The sequence below is a fragment of the Caldalkalibacillus salinus genome, from assembly GCF_016745835.1.
In the GTDB taxonomy this organism is placed as follows: domain Bacteria; phylum Bacillota; class Bacilli; order Caldalkalibacillales; family JCM-10596; genus Caldalkalibacillus_A; species Caldalkalibacillus_A salinus.
Genome location: NZ_JAERVL010000004.1, coordinates 326,049 through 344,661 on the forward strand (window position 1 = coordinate 326,049; position 18,613 = coordinate 344,661).

The 18,613-nt window shown below is 41.2% G+C and carries 22 protein-coding genes and 1 tRNA gene; 14 read left to right on the forward strand and 9 right to left on the reverse strand.

Annotated elements, in window-relative coordinates; translation table 11 throughout:
- The first annotated feature begins 172 nt into the window (after nt 1–172).
- Nucleotides 173–1,087: a carbohydrate kinase family protein gene (locus tag JKM87_RS05290; protein WP_202078695.1), complete on the forward strand. Its 915-nt coding sequence runs from the start codon at nt 173–175 to the stop codon at nt 1,085–1,087.
- Between the two features lie 215 nt (nt 1,088–1,302).
- On the opposite strand, the gene JKM87_RS05295 is transcribed toward JKM87_RS05290, so the two are convergent.
- Nucleotides 1,303–2,811, reverse strand: coding sequence for a hypothetical protein (locus tag JKM87_RS05295; protein WP_202078696.1), 1,509 nt, complete (start codon nt 2,809–2,811; stop codon nt 1,303–1,305).
- Nucleotides 2,812–2,967: 156 nt separating this feature from the next.
- The gene (locus tag JKM87_RS05300; RefSeq protein ID WP_202078698.1) at nt 2,968–3,387 is read right to left on the reverse strand and encodes a globin domain-containing protein; all 420 of its coding nucleotides are present in this window, start codon (nt 3,385–3,387) and stop codon (nt 2,968–2,970) included.
- 181 nt (nt 3,388–3,568) lie between these two features.
- On the opposite strand from JKM87_RS05300, the gene JKM87_RS05305 reads away from it, so the two are divergent.
- From JKM87_RS05305 to JKM87_RS05320, 4 genes are read left to right on the forward strand one after another with little or no spacing between them, the layout of a single operon-like run.
- Nucleotides 3,569–4,000: a UPF0738 family protein gene (locus tag JKM87_RS05305; RefSeq protein ID WP_202078700.1), complete on the forward strand. Its 432-nt coding sequence runs from the start codon at nt 3,569–3,571 to the stop codon at nt 3,998–4,000.
- A 10-nt stretch (nt 4,001–4,010) separates the two neighbouring features.
- The gene (gene yjbM / locus JKM87_RS05310; protein WP_202078701.1) at nt 4,011–4,658 is read left to right on the forward strand and encodes a GTP diphosphokinase; all 648 of its coding nucleotides are present in this window, start codon (nt 4,011–4,013) and stop codon (nt 4,656–4,658) included.
- Between the two features lie 19 nt (nt 4,659–4,677).
- Nucleotides 4,678–5,472: an NAD kinase gene (locus tag JKM87_RS05315; RefSeq protein ID WP_202078703.1), complete on the forward strand. Its 795-nt coding sequence runs from the start codon at nt 4,678–4,680 to the stop codon at nt 5,470–5,472.
- Nucleotides 5,462–6,355, forward strand: a complete 894-nt coding sequence (locus tag JKM87_RS05320) for an RluA family pseudouridine synthase (RefSeq protein WP_202078705.1) — start codon at nt 5,462–5,464, stop codon at nt 6,353–6,355. The genes JKM87_RS05315 and JKM87_RS05320 overlap by 11 nt, the downstream gene beginning before the upstream one ends.
- Here the strand turns inward: JKM87_RS05320 and prpE are convergent.
- Both prpE and rodA read right to left on the reverse strand, forming a co-directional pair.
- Nucleotides 6,338–7,078 (reverse strand): bis(5'-nucleosyl)-tetraphosphatase PrpE, encoded by a 741-nt coding sequence (gene prpE, locus JKM87_RS05325; RefSeq protein WP_202078707.1) that lies wholly within the window; start codon nt 7,076–7,078, stop codon nt 6,338–6,340. The two genes, JKM87_RS05320 and prpE, sit on opposite strands and share 18 nt — an antisense overlap.
- A gap of 18 nt (nt 7,079–7,096) precedes the next feature.
- Complete coding sequence (rodA, locus tag JKM87_RS05330) at nt 7,097–8,254, reverse strand: rod shape-determining protein RodA (protein ID WP_202078709.1); 1,158 nt, start codon at nt 8,252–8,254, stop codon at nt 7,097–7,099.
- Between the two features lie 359 nt (nt 8,255–8,613).
- Between rodA and fabI the strand changes: the two genes are divergently transcribed.
- The 3 genes from fabI to JKM87_RS05345 all read left to right on the forward strand — a co-directional run bounded on the left by fabI (nt 8,614) and on the right by JKM87_RS05345 (nt 11,652).
- Nucleotides 8,614–9,390 (forward strand): enoyl-ACP reductase FabI, encoded by a 777-nt coding sequence (fabI, locus tag JKM87_RS05335; protein WP_202078712.1) that lies wholly within the window; start codon nt 8,614–8,616, stop codon nt 9,388–9,390.
- 445 nt (nt 9,391–9,835) lie between these two features.
- Nucleotides 9,836–10,816, forward strand: a complete 981-nt coding sequence (locus JKM87_RS05340; protein WP_202078714.1) for a glycerophosphodiester phosphodiesterase family protein — start codon at nt 9,836–9,838, stop codon at nt 10,814–10,816.
- Nucleotides 10,813–11,652 (forward strand): PHP domain-containing protein, encoded by an 840-nt coding sequence (locus JKM87_RS05345; RefSeq protein ID WP_202078716.1) that lies wholly within the window; start codon nt 10,813–10,815, stop codon nt 11,650–11,652. The genes JKM87_RS05340 and JKM87_RS05345 overlap by 4 nt, the downstream gene beginning before the upstream one ends.
- Before the next feature lie 44 nt (nt 11,653–11,696).
- Here the strand turns inward: JKM87_RS05345 and JKM87_RS05350 are convergent, their stop codons facing one another.
- From JKM87_RS05350 to JKM87_RS05360, 3 genes are all read right to left on the reverse strand, one after another.
- Complete coding sequence (locus tag JKM87_RS05350; protein ID WP_202078719.1) at nt 11,697–12,140, reverse strand: GNAT family N-acetyltransferase; 444 nt, start codon at nt 12,138–12,140, stop codon at nt 11,697–11,699.
- A gap of 57 nt (nt 12,141–12,197) precedes the next feature.
- Complete coding sequence (locus JKM87_RS05355) at nt 12,198–12,710, reverse strand: 2'-5' RNA ligase family protein (protein WP_202078721.1); 513 nt, start codon at nt 12,708–12,710, stop codon at nt 12,198–12,200.
- A 62-nt stretch (nt 12,711–12,772) separates the two neighbouring features.
- On the reverse strand, nt 12,773–13,510 hold the full coding sequence (locus JKM87_RS05360) for an alpha/beta hydrolase (RefSeq protein ID WP_202078723.1): 738 nt from the start codon (nt 13,508–13,510) through the stop codon (nt 12,773–12,775).
- Between the two features lie 260 nt (nt 13,511–13,770).
- On the opposite strand from JKM87_RS05360, the gene JKM87_RS05365 reads away from it, so the two are divergent.
- The 4 genes from JKM87_RS05365 (at nt 13,771) to JKM87_RS05380 (ending at nt 15,609) form a co-directional block, all read left to right on the forward strand.
- The gene (locus JKM87_RS05365) at nt 13,771–14,313 is read left to right on the forward strand and encodes a phosphatidylglycerophosphatase A family protein (RefSeq protein ID WP_202078725.1); all 543 of its coding nucleotides are present in this window, start codon (nt 13,771–13,773) and stop codon (nt 14,311–14,313) included.
- A gap of 249 nt (nt 14,314–14,562) precedes the next feature.
- Nucleotides 14,563–14,730, forward strand: a complete 168-nt coding sequence (locus tag JKM87_RS05370) for a hypothetical protein (protein WP_202078727.1) — start codon at nt 14,563–14,565, stop codon at nt 14,728–14,730.
- A 175-nt stretch (nt 14,731–14,905) separates the two neighbouring features.
- Nucleotides 14,906–14,981, forward strand: a tRNA-Val gene (locus JKM87_RS05375).
- Between the two features lie 238 nt (nt 14,982–15,219).
- Entirely contained in the window at nt 15,220–15,609 is a 390-nt protein-coding gene (locus JKM87_RS05380) for a hypothetical protein (RefSeq protein WP_202078729.1), read from the forward strand.
- Between the two features lie 141 nt (nt 15,610–15,750).
- On the opposite strand, the gene JKM87_RS05385 is transcribed toward JKM87_RS05380, so the two are convergent.
- Together JKM87_RS05385 and JKM87_RS05390 are read right to left on the reverse strand one after the other, a co-directional pair.
- Nucleotides 15,751–16,065 carry a hypothetical protein gene (locus tag JKM87_RS05385; protein ID WP_202078731.1) on the reverse strand — a complete coding sequence of 105 codons (315 nt, stop codon included), beginning with the start codon at nt 16,063–16,065 and terminating at the stop codon, nt 15,751–15,753.
- A 372-nt stretch (nt 16,066–16,437) separates the two neighbouring features.
- Complete coding sequence (locus tag JKM87_RS05390) at nt 16,438–17,037, reverse strand: CfaE/CblD family pilus tip adhesin (RefSeq protein ID WP_202078733.1); 600 nt, start codon at nt 17,035–17,037, stop codon at nt 16,438–16,440.
- 214 nt (nt 17,038–17,251) lie between these two features.
- Between JKM87_RS05390 and JKM87_RS05395 the strand changes: the two genes are divergently transcribed.
- Nucleotides 17,252–17,665 (forward strand): hypothetical protein, encoded by a 414-nt coding sequence (locus tag JKM87_RS05395; RefSeq protein ID WP_202078735.1) that lies wholly within the window; start codon nt 17,252–17,254, stop codon nt 17,663–17,665.
- 585 nt (nt 17,666–18,250) lie between these two features.
- Nucleotides 18,251–18,463 carry a hypothetical protein gene (locus JKM87_RS05400; RefSeq protein ID WP_202078737.1) on the forward strand — a complete coding sequence of 71 codons (213 nt, stop codon included), beginning with the start codon at nt 18,251–18,253 and terminating at the stop codon, nt 18,461–18,463.
- Nucleotides 18,464–18,613 lie beyond the last annotated feature (150 nt).

Consider the following 18,613-nt stretch of genomic DNA (forward strand, 5'->3'; position numbering starts at 1 on the left):
GACGGGTGTTCAAGTATACTTGAATGGTTTTTTATTTGTCTTAAATACCAAATAATTCATTAGATAATTAATACTTGTGGTTGAAAAATGCTACCGTGATAAAAGGACTTATAGCTACACTTTGCAAGTAGACGTGTCCTAAAAGTATGAAATGAAAGAAGGCGTTTAGCGTATGAAAAAGCATGATGTGGCCGTGATAGGCACTATATTTGTCGATGTGAAAGGTTTTTCGCATCAAGCTTATCACCCTCAAGGTCGAAATATTGGGAACGTGGCGTTTTTTCATGGGGGTGTCGGCAGAAACATTGCAGAAACCATGGCTCAGTTAGACGTGCAAACGGCGTTTGTATCCACGGCGGATTTAACCGGTTTGTCTACTGAAGTTCTGCAGCGTTTAGAGCACCACCAGGTAGACACCACTTATACCATCCAAACGGAAAACGGGATGGGCATGTATATGGCCATATTAGATGATAAAGGTGATTTAGCAGGCTCTATATCTCAAATGCCGTCATTAGATGAAATGGAAGGGGCATTGCTCAAACAAGTGGATGACATTGTTCAAAAGTCCAAAGCCATCGCGTTAGAAATAGACTTAAATGAGAAGATTGCTGAAACTTACGTGCAAAAAGCCGTCCAACATCAAACGCCAATATACGGGATACCTGGCAATCTAGATGTGCTATACAAGCGTATGGATTTACTAGAACATATCCAATGTTTCATCTTAAATGAAATAGAAACGGAGAAATTAAGTGGTATAGTACCGGATACGATGGAAGACGCCAAGACGGCCGCTGAATTTTTTATTCAAAAAGGATTGAAACAAGTGGTGATTACCTTAGGTGAGAGAGGATGCTACTTTTATGACGCATTAACTGGAGAGCACGGCCCCCTTTCACCACAGCGCGTCGAGGTTGTAGATGCAACGGGCGCAGGTGATTCTTTCTTCGCTGGAACGGTCTCTGCTCTAGTCAAGGGAGAGACGTTAGCCGAAGCTGTGAAACTAGGGACGCGTGTAGCAGGGGTTACAATCTCTATTCCTGAAAGCACGTGTCAGGACCTTCAAGAGAGATTAAGAGGTTAAGAGGCTATATAACATTAATTATACGAACCAAGTTGGCAAGGTCAAACGCATTATAATGTGCATTGAAAAACGCTCCGAGTGTAAAAACTCAGAGCGTTCCTTTTTAATGTCTTATTCAGCATAAGCACCCTTTAAAGCACCCTTTAGTTCAATATAAAACTTTAATGAGTGGTGATCCATTTATCTTCATCGGTTAAAGCATTTAAAATGTGTATCTAATGTCCTTCGTAGTATTGCTCAGTCCTTGTTAACGCCATATTTTCATTTTCAACCAGTGTATCATCATAAAGAACGATAAAATGGGGGATATGAAGATAAAATGAAGGTCCGGGATCTTGCGGACCTAAAAAAGTCATGTCGATGTCTAAACGTTCAGCGTTGCGTGCGTCTTGGATACCTTCTTTGCCTTTATTTTCATAAATAGACCATCCCTGAACGACTTCAGTTTCAGCATCATTTGTGGCATGCGGCTGACCTTTATTAATTGTGGCTTGGTCAAAGACATACTTCGGTAGTGATGGTCGTTGATGAAAATCATCGCGGACCTCAAAAGCCACATGATACGAGCCATTATCTACTGTGAAATTTTTTTGAATAAAAGTGTGACCGAGGTAGTTCAGGCGTTCCTTCCCGTTATTGGCCTCGTCTAAGGGGATAGATACTTGATGACCATGTTGAACAGCTACCATGCTGTGACTGAAGCTCAAGCTATGCGTTTGCTCCTCTAAATCTAAAGGTTCTGTAAACACCACAATCCTATCGTCAAAGCGTGCGATTGATGAGGTCGAATGGAATGGTATCTCTTGAGCACCGTATGGACGTGCCACTTTCAATACCCCGTCTAGTTGGACTAACGCGTCCCCTTTTACCTCGGAATCAAACGTTAAGGTCCACGCAGCGTAGGTTGGATACTGTATCACTTGATCGAAAGTCAGCTCATGAAATTCGGAAAGTCTTACTGTATGATCTATGGCGTACGTTACACCAAGACTTTTGGGTAACGTGATGGGCATGTCATTTCCATTGATACTTAAGGTTGCATCCTTGATGAATGGATTAAATTGATCGATAACCCGTACAGTCTTATGAGGCATATAGTCCCCATAAAATAAAAACATAGAATTATCTTTTGTGATCACTTCATCAAAACTCCCCCGACCCAGGAAACCTCCCGCATGGGAAATTGAGTAGGGTAAACCGCCGGTTGGCTCCTTCGAAAGCTGTCCAGAGGGATGAACGTCCTGCTCCTCTTTTGTCGAAGCAAGAACATAAAGTTGTGCGTCTGTTGTCACAAGCGCGCCTTCAACATGTAAAGGGAAGGTCTCACGCTCCATTTGCTTGTTTCCAATATGTCCTATGACATTGCGTATCAAAGAGTGATTGATCAGTTCTATTTCGCTATTAATAGGCGTATAAATGGCTTCATCTTGCACATCTTTTAACATGGGGAAGGCTTGTACATAACGGTCCGGTACGTTTTTAGATCCTAGACGTTCCGACATCTGAGCCTGCCATGCTGCCATTTCTTCCTTATTTAGAGATTGAGGGAGCTCTTGTGCTGATCTTTCTGTTACGTTATATATACTGGTTTCTGTTACAACAGTGTCTGTATGCTGTTGGGGCTCATGAAAACTCGCTAGACTAGATTGGTGCATATATTCATACACACCGATCACAATCCCAACACAAATCACGGTCATAATTGACTTTTGTAATGTATTCATCCGTTTTCTCCTCTTATGTATGTTCCTTAAAATAGTAACAACCGTTCCGTTAAGAAGACGCTATGAAAGAGATCCACACCGTTTTGTTAAGAAGACGCTATGAAAGAGACGACAATGAACGGATTTATTTTACTCGTCATAGGGCCTGTCATGATATTATTCTTCGCTGGGCCTGTCAGTGTCTGGGTTCTCATCAGGCGTGTTGATCATGTGCTGAGCTGTGAATGTCAGACGAGATAACATCTCATGCTTGATGTCTTCTTCAATACCTGCCCCTTCAATTGCTGCTGTCATACATCCCAACCACGCTTTTGCCCGAGTCGGTGTGATCGGAAAGGGCATGTGTCGGGCACGTAACATCGGATGCCTTTGATATTTTTGGACGTATAAGGGTTCTCCACCAAAATACTGAGTAAGGAAGGCCAGTTGTTTTTCCTTCGTTTCTGTTAGATCATCGGGAAAGATAGGGGACAAGTCGGAGTGTTGGGCGACCCGGTTATAAAAATCGTCTACAATTTTCTCTAATACGGTATGTCCTCCGAAGCGTTCATATAGTGTCTGCTTATGTTCATCCATCGTCAAACCGCCTTTCGTAACCCCATGATACTTTCCCCTTTTCAGATGAAGGAGAAAAGAAGTATAATGTCCCATGGAGTTGTTGTCATTTTTTTGGAGACCATCTCATGAAACAACGCCGTAAGGTCAAGAATGGGATTAAAGTCTTTTTTTTGCTACAATATTCTCGAGGAGGGTTACCATGAGTCAACTACATTTTATCATAGACAAAATGGAAGATAAAAACGCATTTATGAAAGTATGCTATTTTGAAACGTCTGTTTACGGGCAGCTTCAGTCCCCAGAGGAGTGGACGCCAACCAGTCGTGTTCTTGTAGATTCAGATCAGAAACACCTCATCTACGTCGTCGATACACCAAGTGGTTGGGAATACATACGTTTTCCCCTCAAATTGTGGAAACAGATTGATGAAGCACTAGCAAAGGATCAAGATATCGTTTTGGTTACATCATTGACGGACAATGGCGAGGCCCATCAATCTTTCTTGTTAAAAGATTTTAGACGTGAATGCTTAGAGCTTATAGAGAATATGAAAGATAACGCCAACTATGGAGAAGATATGGCAGATATCGTAGAGGATTACTTCGCAACAACCCTTGAAAACGTAAGATAGGAGGGACATAATGACGGCGTCGCACTGGACAGAATCAGAATGGAGGGCCAAGCTTGCACCATTTCATCAGGCAGTTGAGGAACTAAAAATCAAGTTCAAAGGCATAAAACAAGAATATGATGAAATGGGCATACATTCCCCTATCGAGTTTGTCATGGGGAGAGTAAAGCCGGTCCGGAGCATTATTCAGAAGGCAGCAAGAAAAAACATCCCGGTAGAAGACAGCATCGATCGTATGAAAGATATTGCTGGTATACGCATCATGTGTCAGTTTGTGGATGACATCTACGCTGTGGTCCAGCTTATTAAACAGCGCAATGATTTGAATATACTCGGTGAGAAAGACTACGTAAGAGAACAAAAAGAAAGCGGATATCGTAGTTACCACTTTGTTATAGAGTACCCCATTCAAACCGTATCAGGGCCAAAAAATATCTTAGTCGAAATTCAGATTAGAACACTGAGCATGAACTTTTGGGCGACCATTGAACACTCTCTAAACTATAAGTATGGCGGCGAGATTCCAACGCCCATTCAGAAACGTTTGCAGCGTTCGGCAGAGGCTGCTTTTCTACTGGATGAAGAAATGTCTAAGATTAAGGACGAAATCCAGGAAGCCCAGAAAGTCTTTGCCAAGCGTAGTGAGAAAAACAAATAAAATTTGCGGGTGAAAACGAATGAAATTTTTTGTACTTTCGCGTGGGGACCAAACTTCAGATCAATTATCGGCACTCATGAAGCAGAAACTGCTTAATCATGACTTCATTTATGAGGCTGATACACCCGATATTGTCATTACAGTCGGAGGGGATGGGACGCTGCTTAACGCCTTTCATCAGTACGTTCATCGACTGAACGAGACGGCTTTCGTTGGTGTGCATACAGGCCATTTAGGTTTTTATGCCGATTGGCGACCACAAGAGGTGGAGCGACTCGTGTACTATATCACTAGCCAAGAACTCGAGACGGTTGACTATCCACTTCTGGAAGTGACCATTGAGCATAAAACACAGGATACTCAACGTTATTTGTCATTGAATGAATGTACTGTGAAAACGGTAGAAGGGTCACTTGTGGTCGATGTTGAGATTAATGACGAACACTTTGAGACCTTTCGTGGAGACGGTTTGTGTGTGGCGACACCGTCAGGGAGTACCGCTTATAATAAAAGTCTCGGTGGGGCCCTATTACATCCATCCCTGCCTGCCATTCAAATGACGGAGATGGCGTCTATTAATAATCGCGTGTATAGAACGATTGGTTCCCCGCTTGTTTTCCCTGCACATCATACGTGTAAGCTATCGCCTGTCAATGATCGCAGCTATCAGATTTCAATCGACCATCTTACTTTTATGGACAATGAAGTGAAAGAGATTTTATTCAAAGTGGCACGAGAAAAAGTGCGCTTTGCACGGTATCAGCGTTTTCCGTTCTGGAAAAGGGTGAAGGAGTCGTTCATCGATGAAACCTAAAGCACATCAACTCACCTTTCAAGTGAATAAAGGGGAGGAGGGACTCTTAAGGGAGTTCCTTTTACATTTTCAACAGATTTCTCGGCGTTCCTTAAGCCAAATCAAGCACGCGGGTAAGTTAGAAGTGAATGGAGAAGAAGTCACTGTACGAGCGCCAGTAAAAGAAGGGGACACCGTGGTGGTGACTTATCCTATAGAAGAAGAAAGCACGTACCTCACACCCGAAAATATCCCGCTTGATATTATCTATGAGGATGATTTTGTCCTGCTCATTAACAAACCGCCAGGGCTTTGTGTGCACCCAACGTATAATCAGAGCAGTGGTACGCTGGCTAACGCGGTTATGTATCACTGGAAAAAGAAAGGGTGGCAACGTACGTTTCATGCCGTCAATCGATTAGATAGAGATACGTCAGGTATTGTCCTCATCGCTCAGAACCGTTACAGCCATCAACAGCTCTCACAACAGCAGAAAGACAAAACGTTAGTTCGGCGCTATGATGCCTTTGTTCACGGTTGCCTTAATCAAGAGACGGGTGTGATTGAAGCGCCTATTGCAAGGGCAAAAGATTCCTTAATAGAAAGAGAGGTCAATGCAGAAGGACAATATGCGAGAACAGAATATGAGGTACGACAGTACAATGAAGCGGCGGGCTATACGTGGGTCAAGGTACAATTAAAAACTGGACGTACCCATCAAATACGGGTGCATTTTGCATATATAGGCCATCCCTTATTAGGTGATGACTTGTACGGAGGAACTCAATCACTTATAGGTAGACAAGCGTTACACGCTTACTACACGTCCTTTCAGCACCCTCACACTGGAGAACACATGGCTTTTGAGGCTCCCTTACCCCATGACCTAGGTCGACTCGTCTAAGCGAAACTTTTCAGCAATATAAGGCATGGATGAGGGTACCTGCTCGATAGTCAATTCAGGGTAACTGAGTGCGGACAGCTTTCCCCCAAATACACATCCCGTATCGATATTCACGGTACGATTGACGAAACGTGGTTGCTTGACAGGTGTATGACCATAGACAATCCATGCTTCCCCCGTATACACTTGTGCCCAATCCCTTCGGATGGGGAAGCCATCCTGATCCTTTTCCCCCGTTATGTCGCCATAGAGACAGAACGTTTTTACTTTTTTATGCGATTGCCCAATATATTTTTCTCGAATACCGGCATGACTAACGACAAGCCTCCCGTTATCTAGGATAAGGTGGTAAGGCGCCTTTTCAACGAGGGCGATGAAGGCTTTCTTGATCTCATCCTTCGTATGGGCTGATACCTTGCTGAGCTCTGCTACGGTTGTTTCCAATCCGTGAGTAACTTGGACATTGCGACCTAGAAATAAGCGGTATAGCTTATCACAGTGATTGCCTGGTACGTATAAAGCGAGTTTTTTCGCTACTAAACGCGTGACAAGCTTGAGTGTATAGAGCGATTTAGGGCCGCGATCCGTAAGATCACCTACAAAAACGAGTATCCGCCCTTCAGGATGGCGGTAGTCACCGTTATCCTCCTCATAGCCTAACCGCTCTAGTAATTGTAATAATTCATCATAACAGCCGTGAATATCCCCTATGATATCGTACATAACACCCTCCTACGTCGTTTAATCAAACATATAAATTTTCGTACGCATGGCCACGTTGAGCACAATACCTAAGGCAATCATGTTCGTTAATAAGGCACTGCCACCGTAACTGATAAACGGTAACGCTAAGCCAGTAATGGGCATGATACCAATACTCATGCCGATGTTTTGGAAAACCTGAAAGACAGTCATACCGATGCATCCAGCAACGAGATAGGAGCCAAACGTATCATTACAGCTCAGAGAAATCTGTACCATGCGATAGATCATGAGGAAGAACACAGATAGTAGGACACTTGCCCCAATAAAACCAAATTCCTCACCGATGACCGCGAATATGAAATCCGTGTGATTCTCCGGTATACGGGACCACTGTGGTGTAACAAAGACACTTTCATCTAGCGTTTTACCGATTAATTGACCAGAACCGATCGAATTAAGGGACTGAAGGAGCTGGTAACTCATATCAGAAGCATACAGCTCAGGGTTTAACCATCCGTGTATACGCTCTAACTGGTGACCTTGAATGATCTTACTAAACCAATCGTAGTTAACGAAATATAAAAAGACAATGCCTGCAATGATAGATACAGCCAGCAACATCAGCGTGATTAATATGCGCCAAGCAATGCCTGCAACCAATAACATCACCGCAACGATACCAACGATGACGAGAGATGTTCCTAAATCGGGTTGTTTCAGGATGAATGCAAAGGGGATGATAGACAATACCCCGACACGTAAGACTTGATTCATATCTCCTCTTATACTTTTTTCATGTTGCTCTTGGTATTTTGCCAGGAGATAAGCAATGATAATAATGATAAAAATCTTAACAAACTCTGACGGTTGAATGTTTGTAAAACCGACGTCAATCCATCTTTGAGCCCCTTTTTTATCTACTCCTAAAGGGGACATGACTAGAATTAATAAAAATAGACCGAATCCGTAGAGCGGATAAGCTAAATCTTTAAGGCGTCTATAATCAACAAAGAGTGAAGCAAACACAATACCATAACCGATCCCGTACCACATCATTTGACGATAGACGTAAGTTAAACCACTGCCAGCGCTCGTTGCCTGATAAACGGCGACGAGACTAAAACCGGCAAGTATAACTGATAAAAATAATAATCCAATATCTAACTGATGATACAATGGTTTTTCATTTTCCATATCATATCCTGACCTTTTTGTGAGAGTTTTATATTCAACATGTGTGTATGACAACGACAATGTGCGTTTTTACAATTATATATAAACATGAGTGAAACTTGTTTGACAGTTCCTTAACAATTTAACATATATTGTGTTTTTATTGTTAAAAAAGCATGGAAAATCATCAAGGTGGTAACAGTTCATTTTGATGTATAAGAGTCAAAATGACGTTTAAATAATGAACCGTCTAATAAGAATGATAATATAAATGTAGCGCTAAGGCTAGCGACTTTATATAAAATAAGATATAATGGAAATCAAAAGATTTTTATGACCTGATACTAAGAGTTTGTATTAGAGATGAAGGAGGTTCATATATGAATCAACTATTAGAAGGAAAAACATACGTCGTCATGGGCGTGGCGAACAAGCGTAGTATCGCCTGGGCGATTGCACAAGCGTTACATCGATCTGGTGCACGATTAATTTTTACATATCAAGGAGAAAGACTAGAAAAAAACGTGAGAGACCTTGCCAGTACACTTGAGCGTGACGATTCGTTACTTTTCCCTTGTGACGTGACGAAGGATGAGGATATCCAAGACACGTTTAAACAGATCAAAGAGTCTGTTGGTGTCATTCATGGGCTGGCACATTGTATCGCCTTTGCAAAGACGGAAGAACTCGAAGGGGATTTCGTCGATACGTCTAGAGAAGGCTATCATCTCGCACAAGATATCAGCTCTTACTCTCTAGTAGCCGTTTCCCAAGCTGCTCGTGAAGTCATGTCTGAAGGCGGTAGTATCGTGACCTTGACTTACCTTGGAGGCGAGCGAGTGGTACCGAATTACAACGTCATGGGCGTGGCCAAAGCGGCACTTGATGCCAGCGTGAGATACCTTGCACATGATCTAGGTAAAGATAACATCCGTGTTAACGCCATATCAGCAGGGCCAATCCGTACTTTAGCGGCTAAAGGAATTAAAGACTTTAACAGTATCCTAAAGACCATAGAAGAACGCGCACCGTTACGCCGTACGATCACGCAAGAAGAAGTTGGTAAGTCTGCTTTATATCTATTTAGTGATCTGTCTAGTGCCGTAACGGGTGAAATCCTACACGTAGACGCAGGGTACAACATCCTTGGCAGCTAATGATTGCGACTGATTACGACACGTTAACTCAAAAGTAGTCAAATATTAGCGTCCAAAAGACGAACATCTTTGCCATATAGAGGGAATATACTAAAAGTAAGCATCACATCTGTTTTTCAGGAGGTGTGGATATGGGATATGTTCCACCCATTGCCCCAGACCAGCGGTTGCTTACTCAACGGTATAGGCCCTCTTTTTTTTATGGCGTAAAAAGAGTTGAGGCGCCTGTCTATAAAAATATAAAAAATAGGTACGATACGCTCCCTATCAATCACCTCTACCGTTCGAAAAAGGCAAGTGAAAAGGATTTTGGTAGAGGATTAACCTTTGATGTCTATGCCTAACTCATGTATCATTAGATATTGGTAGAAGTAAATCTATAGAAATAAAACTATGGGTCTGATTTTAAAATACGTATTGATTGTCAAGGGAGCAAAATAGAGATATGCAACTAAAAAGCCGCTCAAGCGTTTATTCTAAATATAACAAGAAAAAAAAGAAGACATTCACATGGAAACGGTTCCTCTTCGCTGTTTTAACATTTACACTCATTTATCTCGCTCTATTTCTCATCGTGGTACCTGAACGTGCGTATAAGCCTGTGCTTAATCAGGATGACCGTCCGCTCATTATCTCTTATAGGGGTGGTGGGTCACCATTAGCACCTGAAAATACACTAGTGGCTTTTGAAAGGTCTAAAAATTTGGGTGTGGACATGATACATTTCAACGTCAGAATGAGCAAAGATGGCCATCTGGTCGTCATTCATAATGAAACGGTTGACGAAACCACAGATGGAGAAGGGAAAGTCGCTAATCTAACTTTAGAAGAGCTGCAAAGTTTGGATGCGGCATACAGATTTAAAGATATCAGGGGAAACTATATCTACCGTAATCAGGGCATCGTCATCCCCACAGTAGAACAAGTGTTTAAAGAATTTAGCGACATGCGTATGATCATAGAAATTCAGGACATTGAGTCCGAAGATGAAGACGAGTCGCCGACGATGGTGGAAGAAAAATTAGTTGAGCTCATAGACCGTTATAACATGCATAACAAGGTTGTACTATACTCTGCGTCAAACGGGGTGATGGAAAGTTTACGATCCATAGCAGGGGATCAGGTTGCTTATGGCGCTTCGACCCAGGAAGTGACCCGATTTGCCACCTTGCACAAATTATTCCTGAACAGAGTATACCGGCCCCAGAGTGATGTACTTATCATTCCGCAAAACTACAGTATCTTTAACCTGACTGAGCAACGTCTCATTGACGGCGCGCATACACTTAATATGAGTGTATTTTACACGGATGTTAATCAGGAGCGAGAACTGAGCACACTAATAGATAAAGGGGCCAATGGAATCATGACGGATCGCCCCGATATGATGAAAAGAGTTCTTAGTGAGATGGGGTATTTAGAATGAACAGAGTGGATTTGCATACACATACAACGGCTTCAGACGGAACTAATCAACCTCAGGAAAACGTACGTTTAGCCAAAGAGAAGGGACTGCAAGCCATCGCTATTACGGACCATGATACGGTCAACGGGATCAAGGAAGCGATGCAAGCGGGCTCAGATTTTGGTGTTGAAGTCATTCCTGGTATAGAGATCAGCACATTGTCCAAAGGGCAAGACATCCACGTCTTAGGTTATTTCGTCGATTACCAATCTACTGCCTTTGTAGAAGAGGTAGAAGAGCTACGGGATGTCAGGCGTAAAAGGAATCGTATGATGATCACGCGTATGCAAGAATTAGGCATCGCTATCACTATGGATGAGGTCGCGCAGAAGCAAACAAAACAGGGAGGCAACATTGGTCGCCCACATATGGCTGAGGTGTTGATGGAAAAAGGTGTGGTTTCTTCAATGGAGGAAGCGTTTGAAACCTATCTAGGTAAGGAAGGCAAGGCGTATATCAACCCACCTCGTATTTCTCCAGAAGAAGGTGTGAAGCTGATTCTGTGTTATGGTGGGGTCCCTGTGCTTGCTCACCCCGGGTTATACGATCAGGATGAGCTCATAGATGATCTCGTTAAAGTCGGTCTGAAAGGGATTGAAGTAAACCATCCCGATCACTCAGAAGCGGAGGTCAAGAAATACCATAAGATGGCCCAGGAACGTCAGCTATTAGTCACCGGTGGGTCAGACTATCATGGCGTACGTCATGGTGAAGTATTCCATGGAGATTTGGGTTCACAGCCAGTTACAGAGGAGCATTTGTCTGAGCTTAAGAAGGTCCATGAGCAAATCAATTAAATGAACGCCATCAGACAAAAAAAGAGTTGCAGGATAACGGGATCCTACAACTCTTTTTTCATTTTGACATGCTCGATACCCGCTTCCTCAAAGGGCTCAGATACTGTCTCGTAGCCCAATCTGAGATAAAAGTCTTCTGCATGGGCTTGGGCGTGAAGTATAAGCTCCGTTAACCCTTTTTTCTGGGCCACTTCCTCAATTTTTTTCATGATTTGAAAGCCTAACCCCTCGCCGCGAAGACGTTTCATAACACTGACGCGTTCAACCTTTCCAGCAGTATTAGAGATAGGGCGGAGTCGACCTGCGCCGACAGGTTGATGTGTTTGGTCGTACGCCACAACATGCTCGCTGTTATCTTCATGTTCATCTACCTCTAGCTCTGCTGGAACTTGTTGTTCTTGTACAAACACTTCATGCCGTACGTGGAAAGCATCTTGCTGCTGTTGGTCCGTTTGAACATGTTTCACATCGAATGTGTCATTGCCCATGTTGTATCCCTCACTTAATTGTTGTACTTTATTGGCTATACAAACGTTTCTTTATGTTTATTCTCCTAATGTGTATGACTGATAAATACTCCATGTGTCATTTTCTAACTGATGAACCAAGTGAAACTGATGAACGGGCACATGGTAGTCATAGCGTTCCATACGCAAACGACTATAAATATCGTGTAATTCGTCATCAGGCATCTCTTGTCCAATCGTCACATGCGGGACGAAGGAGTACTGTTTTTCATGCTGCAGCACGTCTCGGTTATGAATGTTATCATGCAATTCATATAACTTAGGCTCGTCCTCACATGCAAAATAAATCACATTGTTCGTGGGGTGAAAGTGGCTGATTTTATGGAAATGTAATGAGAAGGCAGGAGACTGCTTAGCAATGTCCTCTAACTCCTTAGCAATACTCTCCACTTCATCTTTTTCAGCCGTGAATGCTTCTTTTAACGTGAGATGTGGCGAAATTAATTTATATCGAGGATCGTAACGTTTGCGGTACGAGTTGGCAACATCTTGCAATTCCTTGGTTGGGAAAATGACAATTCCTAATTTCACCTCGTATCCCTCCTTCATAGTATGTAGATTATACCAAAAAACGAATAAAAAATCATGTATCGCTATTCTTCCTTTTTTAATGTAAAAGTCAGGGCTTGCGCTAGGTCTTTTTGCCAATGTCCCCACGTATGATCTCCGTCAAATTCGTGATAAGTGACCGGGATATGCTGACGCTGCAAGACCTGATAAACGTCTTGATTGAGAGCGTACAGATCCAACGTTCCATTCGACGTCTCCACGGCGGTTTCTTCTCGACCTACACTTTGATAAATCGATAATTTTTGATGTGAATCGAATTGATTAATTCGCTCTATGGTGCCGGTGTAGAAAGCCCCTGATTGACTGATCACATGATGAAACGTATGCGGGTATGCCAAGGCGATATCTAAGGATACCGATCCACCTAGACTTTCTCCTCCTATGACCCGTGCGCCACTCATGGGGTGGGTCGCATATGTACGGTCAATATAGGACACCAGTTCCTCTGCAAAAAACCGCTTATAAGCCGCATACTGTTCGCCATCAGCCCGATAACGCGCAGTTCGGACCTCTTTATCGACCGGTACTGCGACAGCCATACATTTATCGATTTTGTTGGCAGCTATGAGCTGGTCTAGGGTGGCAGCCAGTTTACCCAGCTTAAAATAGTCATCCCCATCCTGTAGATACAGCGTAGAATAGGAATATAATGGGGAATAGTGCTCTGGCAGATAAACCATTAGGGGCACCGTCTGATCTAGAAAGCGACTGTAAACCTCATCATCTTGAATGGTGCCTTTTCGTGTGTTAAGCGTTTCCAATTTTTCAGTACCTCCTAACACGGGTATATGACATACCTATGTCGTCGTTAAAAGATGAATACAGTCATATTCTAACATATATATATGTAGGAAGACGATATAAGCGCACGAAAACAGCGCTCACCAGCCGAATATCCCGCCAGTTTAAAGATTTACTTAAGAATATGGATCTTCTCCCTCTGACAACCTGTTATATGTTAAAATATTTAGACTACTAAGATAGAGATGGCCCGGTTTTTAATACGAAGGAGGAAAACGATATGAAAAATAAACAAGTTCATAGCCGTGATGTCCACCAAGCGGCTATTCAGAGATTAAAAAAGCGGGGCGTGAAAATCTCCGACATAGCGGATATCGTTTACCAAATGCAAGCGCCATACTCCTCTAACCTAGAGATGAATACATGTGTAGAATCGGTAGAGGCCGTTTTAGAAAAAAGAGAAATCCAACACGCCATCCTTGTCGCTGTAGAATTAGACGTGCTAGCAGAAAAAGGGCAACTCACTGAACCGCTACAATCACTCGTAGAATCGGATGAGGGGTTGTTTGGTTGCGACGAAACCTTAGCCCTCGGTTCAGTCTTAGGATACGGGAGTATTGCTGTGACAACCTTTGGCCACCTAGATAAACAAAAAATCGGTATCGTTAAGAAACTAGATACCAAAGTCGGTTCTCATGTGCATACCTTCTTAGATGACATTGTCTGTGGCATTGCTGCTAGCGCGTCAAGTCGTTTGGCTCACCGTTTACGAGATAACGACGAAGCGGAAGCTAGTGCTTCAAGCGACGAACAAGCGGGATAGACTTGGATACAGAGAAGAATGAAGAGACTCGAATGTAAACTGAAACGAATGTGCACGCACGGATAGAAATAGGATAAGAACGCTCAAAATTGGCAATCATATGTAATGCTAGAACTCATCCGCTGAGAAAGGCGTTAGGAGATTGAGGAGTAGCGTGAATGCTTAGTTTCTCCTATTCTTAAAGGATTCTTAGAGGATGAGATTCATGATATTTAACAATATTGTGGATGAAATGAGGCGTTCTTTGTTGTGAGATGGATATATTGGGCCAAACTATACGATTCTAAATTCCAAGCTAACTGTTTACGCGTGCGTATTGAACAAGATTGGTGGGTAAAAGGCTATGACGCACCAAAAGATGTGGAGGTCCTTCAACTCAAAAGTGGCAAATACGCCGTGCGATATTGTTGGGAATAATATAACATTAGCACCCCTTTTTTAGAGGGGTGTATGATTTTTTAGAGGACAACATGACAAGATTACAATATGACAACATTCCAAACCAATGTTATTATGATTTCCCCAAATAGGCTTGACATTATATGCTGCCTGTTATATTATATATTTTGTCTCTGATATTTATATTAAACATGACTCGGTAGCTCAGCAGGGAGAGCACCATCTTGACAGGGTGGGGGTCGCTGGTTCGAACCCAGTCCGAGTCACCATACATAAAACTTCGAAACCTCTTGTGAGACAAGGGGTTTTTTTATATGGCACGGAAGTACCCTCTCAACATGTTCCCTCCAAAATTGCGTTTTGATAACATTTTGATAACATGCTAACTGATTTTTTTCTGCTTGATTTACTTCATGGCATTGCCGAAGTTTTGTGCCGCTTGCTTGTCCATATCCGGTACCGCATGGGTATAGACATCATAGGTGACACAGGCAATATGAACGATTTTTGGGTCATTTCTATAGTGAATTAAACACCACTTTGTCTACTGTTGAGTATGTTTCATCATCTCCTGAAACAGATGAACAATTGTTAACAAGTTTGATGAGAGTAGATGAGGGTTTAAAGCGTACTAATCTCATGCTGGAGGTCGGTAGTTCTTTTATAAATACTGATATCTCTAGTCAGCCTTTCTTTTTTATGCACAGAATCCATCATCAAGTCAACGAGGATGGAGAATTAGATGAACATCAATGGAACGAATTAAAAAAAGTAAAAGATGGATTAGAATATATGAAAAATGGCCTATACTCAGAGGAGACAGGGCAAGTAGATAAAAATATAAGCATACAAGAATTTAATCAAATTATAAATGAAGGTGCACGAATGGGTGAGTAAACACACAGCTAACGCAGAGAAATTGTGAAGAGTTGTATTTATAGTATTTGCCTCAAATTTAATAAGGAGTTCAGTAAATATGTGGAAGTTATTAAGAGATTTAAGTTGTTCATTTTATCAAGGTAAAATTCTCTTATCCTTTTAATGTTTCTCTAATTCATCACTAATCGTAGAAAAATGAACTTCAATAGATCGAAGTATACGCCTCTTTATATCATTACTTACAGCTGGATCTCTGAAGTGTTCTCGAGCTAGACGACGATGGTAGGATGCTCGTTGCTCATAGGCTCTGAGCTCTTCAGCAATAGCTCGTAATGTTTTCCTTGTGCGATCTGGAATCTCCTTCGGTACAGCCTGGGAATAATCATAGCTAAAACCATAGACAAAGCCCCAAAGACCTAATCTGGTAATCAGGTGTTGAACCTCCTTTTGTTGCTCCGATTCTACATAAAACAAACCAAATCTCCATTGTAAACCTGTATTAGGGCGTAGAGGCCCAGAAAACGGACGACTCAGGTGAATGATATGAGCAAGCTCATTGGCTATATTTCATAAAAGTGATTGGGAGATGATGTGAGTAATGAAATACATCTATTTATACACCCAGAAGAAGGATAACATAGGTGGACGTTCTATATGGCAAGCAAAAAAAGGAAGTCCCCCTTAGTAAGGAGTACTCCCTTTTCATTTCTCACAAAAATCACCCAAGATGACGCTTGAGTTTTGCTTGTTGTGCTAAATCACGTAATACAGATTGCAGGATACCAATGTTAGGCGAACCCTGCTATATTTCTAACCATTCCAATCTAAAGCTTACGAGCTACACGATCACTGCTTGTTAATGCTTATAGCATTCTGATCAAATCCTAGCCTTTCTTTTAACTCATCAGTCACAGTCACTTGAATCGTATCAGATGTTACGTTTTCAAATTTATAAATGATGCTGTCAACATTTGTTCCTGCTGGTGCAACTCTTTGATAATCGGTTGGACTTATTTTTATGTGTTCTCTCATATGTCCACTCACTTGTCCTTCGTTATGAATATCTGTAGGCAATACTGTATGTATATTTTGTGTTTCAACTAACTTTATTTCTAAATCTGATGTCGACATTTGGAATTCATTAGACTCGTTGATTTCCTCTCCATTAACATACAGTTGATACTTCCATTGACTCTCGGCTAATGATTGAAGCTGTTGACTATCCAGCGTGTTTACTAAATCATGATTGATAAAATTCTGGTAAGCATTCAATTTTTCTTCATATGATTGAATGTCTTGATCCTGAACAGTCATTTCTTGTTGAAGTTCTTCCATTTCTTTTTGGAGTTGATTTAATTCGTCTTGTGCGACATGATCTGTCCCGGCTTGTTCAGTACTACTCGTGCATCCTATTATCGTAAAAGTTAATAGACACGATATAGCCAATAAACATAATCTCATCTTCTCACCCCTCGTTTTTTCTTCTAGTTATGGTAACATAAATGTCTAAATGTTTCTTCAACTATAATGCCCTGTTAGCTTAATGTGTAGTTTTATGTTTTTATTGACTCGGTTTTCTTTTGGTTTATTTCTCCTTGAATAACATGGTAAAGTTAAATATAGCTATATAAAATTATAATTTATGAAGGAGAATTTACATATGGCTCGAGTAAAGATGATGTTGTTAACAATGATAATGACATTGATATTAGTTGGATGTTCTAACGATTCAAGTACAAGTGTCTTTATTAGTGAACTTGAGGAAACGAATTTAGAGTTTACTGTTATAGATAATGATGAGAAGTCCGAATTTTTTTCGATACCACCCACAGTGATTGATGTAGATGGTGAATATATTTTAATTTACGAATATGAAAACAAAGAGGAAATGGAAAAGGAAGCCTCATCTATTCATGATAATGGAAATATAGGAAGTGCATTAATAGTTTATGTTTCGTCTCCTCACTTTTATAAAAAAGAAAATATTATTGTTCAGTATGTAGGAGAGAATGAAGAGATTATGAATGGTGTAGAACAGATCATGGGTGAACAATTTGCAGGTCAAACATTTTAATCCTAATTGTTGTTAATATGCTTATGGTGTCAACAACTCTGAAACGAAATAAACATAAATATAGCAACAACAAACGTTATTTACTGGTTTCGCATTGCATGATTGATTACATTTTATTGCGCAGTGAGGTCTCAACAGCAGCTATAAGGTTCTCAGTTAAGCAAATAAAGAATAGGGGGAAATTAAATAGATGATGAAGAAAACATTGGTAGCAGGCATTACATTTTATTTTTGTTGGCGGTTATTACTGCCAGAAATATGGATTGACAATTTTGCTTCATTTTTGAATATAAAATCAAACCATCTCGACCATAAAATAGATGTTGTATTGACAGTTATGTTGTTCACATGGCTCTTAGTTTTATTTGTCATGTTAACTTATCGAACCTGGTATCGAATCATTAGGACCTCTGTTTGTGGGGAAGAGAAGCAGTAGACTTTGTACTTCCTGATTTTTGTTTCACTTTTACTCATGCAACTTTAATCTATCGTAACTTTTTTATGGTGTGATTCGTTATATTAATATAAGACACAAGGGAAACAGTAACAGAAAAAGGGAACAAACCTATTTGGCGTTATGACATTGTGAACGAAGAAGGTTACACCATTGACCAAAGCATGGATGCAGTAGATATTGAAGCGTTTAAGGACGGAGCTATGAGGATGAATCTATTTATCAGATGGAGTGACGGTGATATAGCTATGCGGTATGGATTATATTATAAGGATAATGATGATAATATTCTACAGTATACTCTAAGTTCTGATGGTGGAGAAACAGTGGTCCAGATCAATTAGTGTTAAAGCGGACATGGTTCTTACCGTACAATCTATTTAATGCTTTTATTTCTAATAAATGGGGAGATTAAAATTAACTTTTAGTATGACGCTGTCTTCCCCTTCATCTGCTGGTTTTGCTACCTCTTTTACAAAAAGGAATGCGGGTGC

Bases quoted from the DNA above. Each gene is read 5' to 3' on its own strand.
- JKM87_RS05290 (WP_202078695.1), top strand. From the start codon at position 173: ATGAAAAAGCATGATGTGGCCGTGATAGGCACTATATTTGTCGATGTG.
- JKM87_RS05295 (WP_202078696.1), bottom strand. From the start codon at position 2,811: ATGAATACATTACAAAAGTCAATTATGACCGTGATTTGTGTTGGGATT.
- JKM87_RS05300 (WP_202078698.1), bottom strand. From the start codon at position 3,387: ATGGATGAACATAAGCAGACACTATATGAACGCTTCGGAGGACATACC.
- JKM87_RS05305 (WP_202078700.1), top strand. From the start codon at position 3,569: ATGAGTCAACTACATTTTATCATAGACAAAATGGAAGATAAAAACGCA.
- yjbM (WP_202078701.1), top strand. From the start codon at position 4,011: ATGACGGCGTCGCACTGGACAGAATCAGAATGGAGGGCCAAGCTTGCA.
- JKM87_RS05315 (WP_202078703.1), top strand. From the start codon at position 4,678: ATGAAATTTTTTGTACTTTCGCGTGGGGACCAAACTTCAGATCAATTA.
- JKM87_RS05320 (WP_202078705.1), top strand. From the start codon at position 5,462: ATGAAACCTAAAGCACATCAACTCACCTTTCAAGTGAATAAAGGGGAG.
- prpE (WP_202078707.1), bottom strand. From the start codon at position 7,078: ATGTACGATATCATAGGGGATATTCACGGCTGTTATGATGAATTATTA.
- rodA (WP_202078709.1), bottom strand. From the start codon at position 8,254: ATGGAAAATGAAAAACCATTGTATCATCAGTTAGATATTGGATTATTA.
- fabI (WP_202078712.1), top strand. From the start codon at position 8,614: ATGAATCAACTATTAGAAGGAAAAACATACGTCGTCATGGGCGTGGCG.
- JKM87_RS05340 (WP_202078714.1), top strand. From the start codon at position 9,836: ATGCAACTAAAAAGCCGCTCAAGCGTTTATTCTAAATATAACAAGAAA.
- JKM87_RS05345 (WP_202078716.1), top strand. From the start codon at position 10,813: ATGAACAGAGTGGATTTGCATACACATACAACGGCTTCAGACGGAACT.
- JKM87_RS05350 (WP_202078719.1), bottom strand. From the start codon at position 12,140: ATGGGCAATGACACATTCGATGTGAAACATGTTCAAACGGACCAACAG.
- JKM87_RS05365 (WP_202078725.1), top strand. From the start codon at position 13,771: ATGAAAAATAAACAAGTTCATAGCCGTGATGTCCACCAAGCGGCTATT.
- JKM87_RS05395 (WP_202078735.1), top strand. From the start codon at position 17,252: ATGGCTCGAGTAAAGATGATGTTGTTAACAATGATAATGACATTGATA.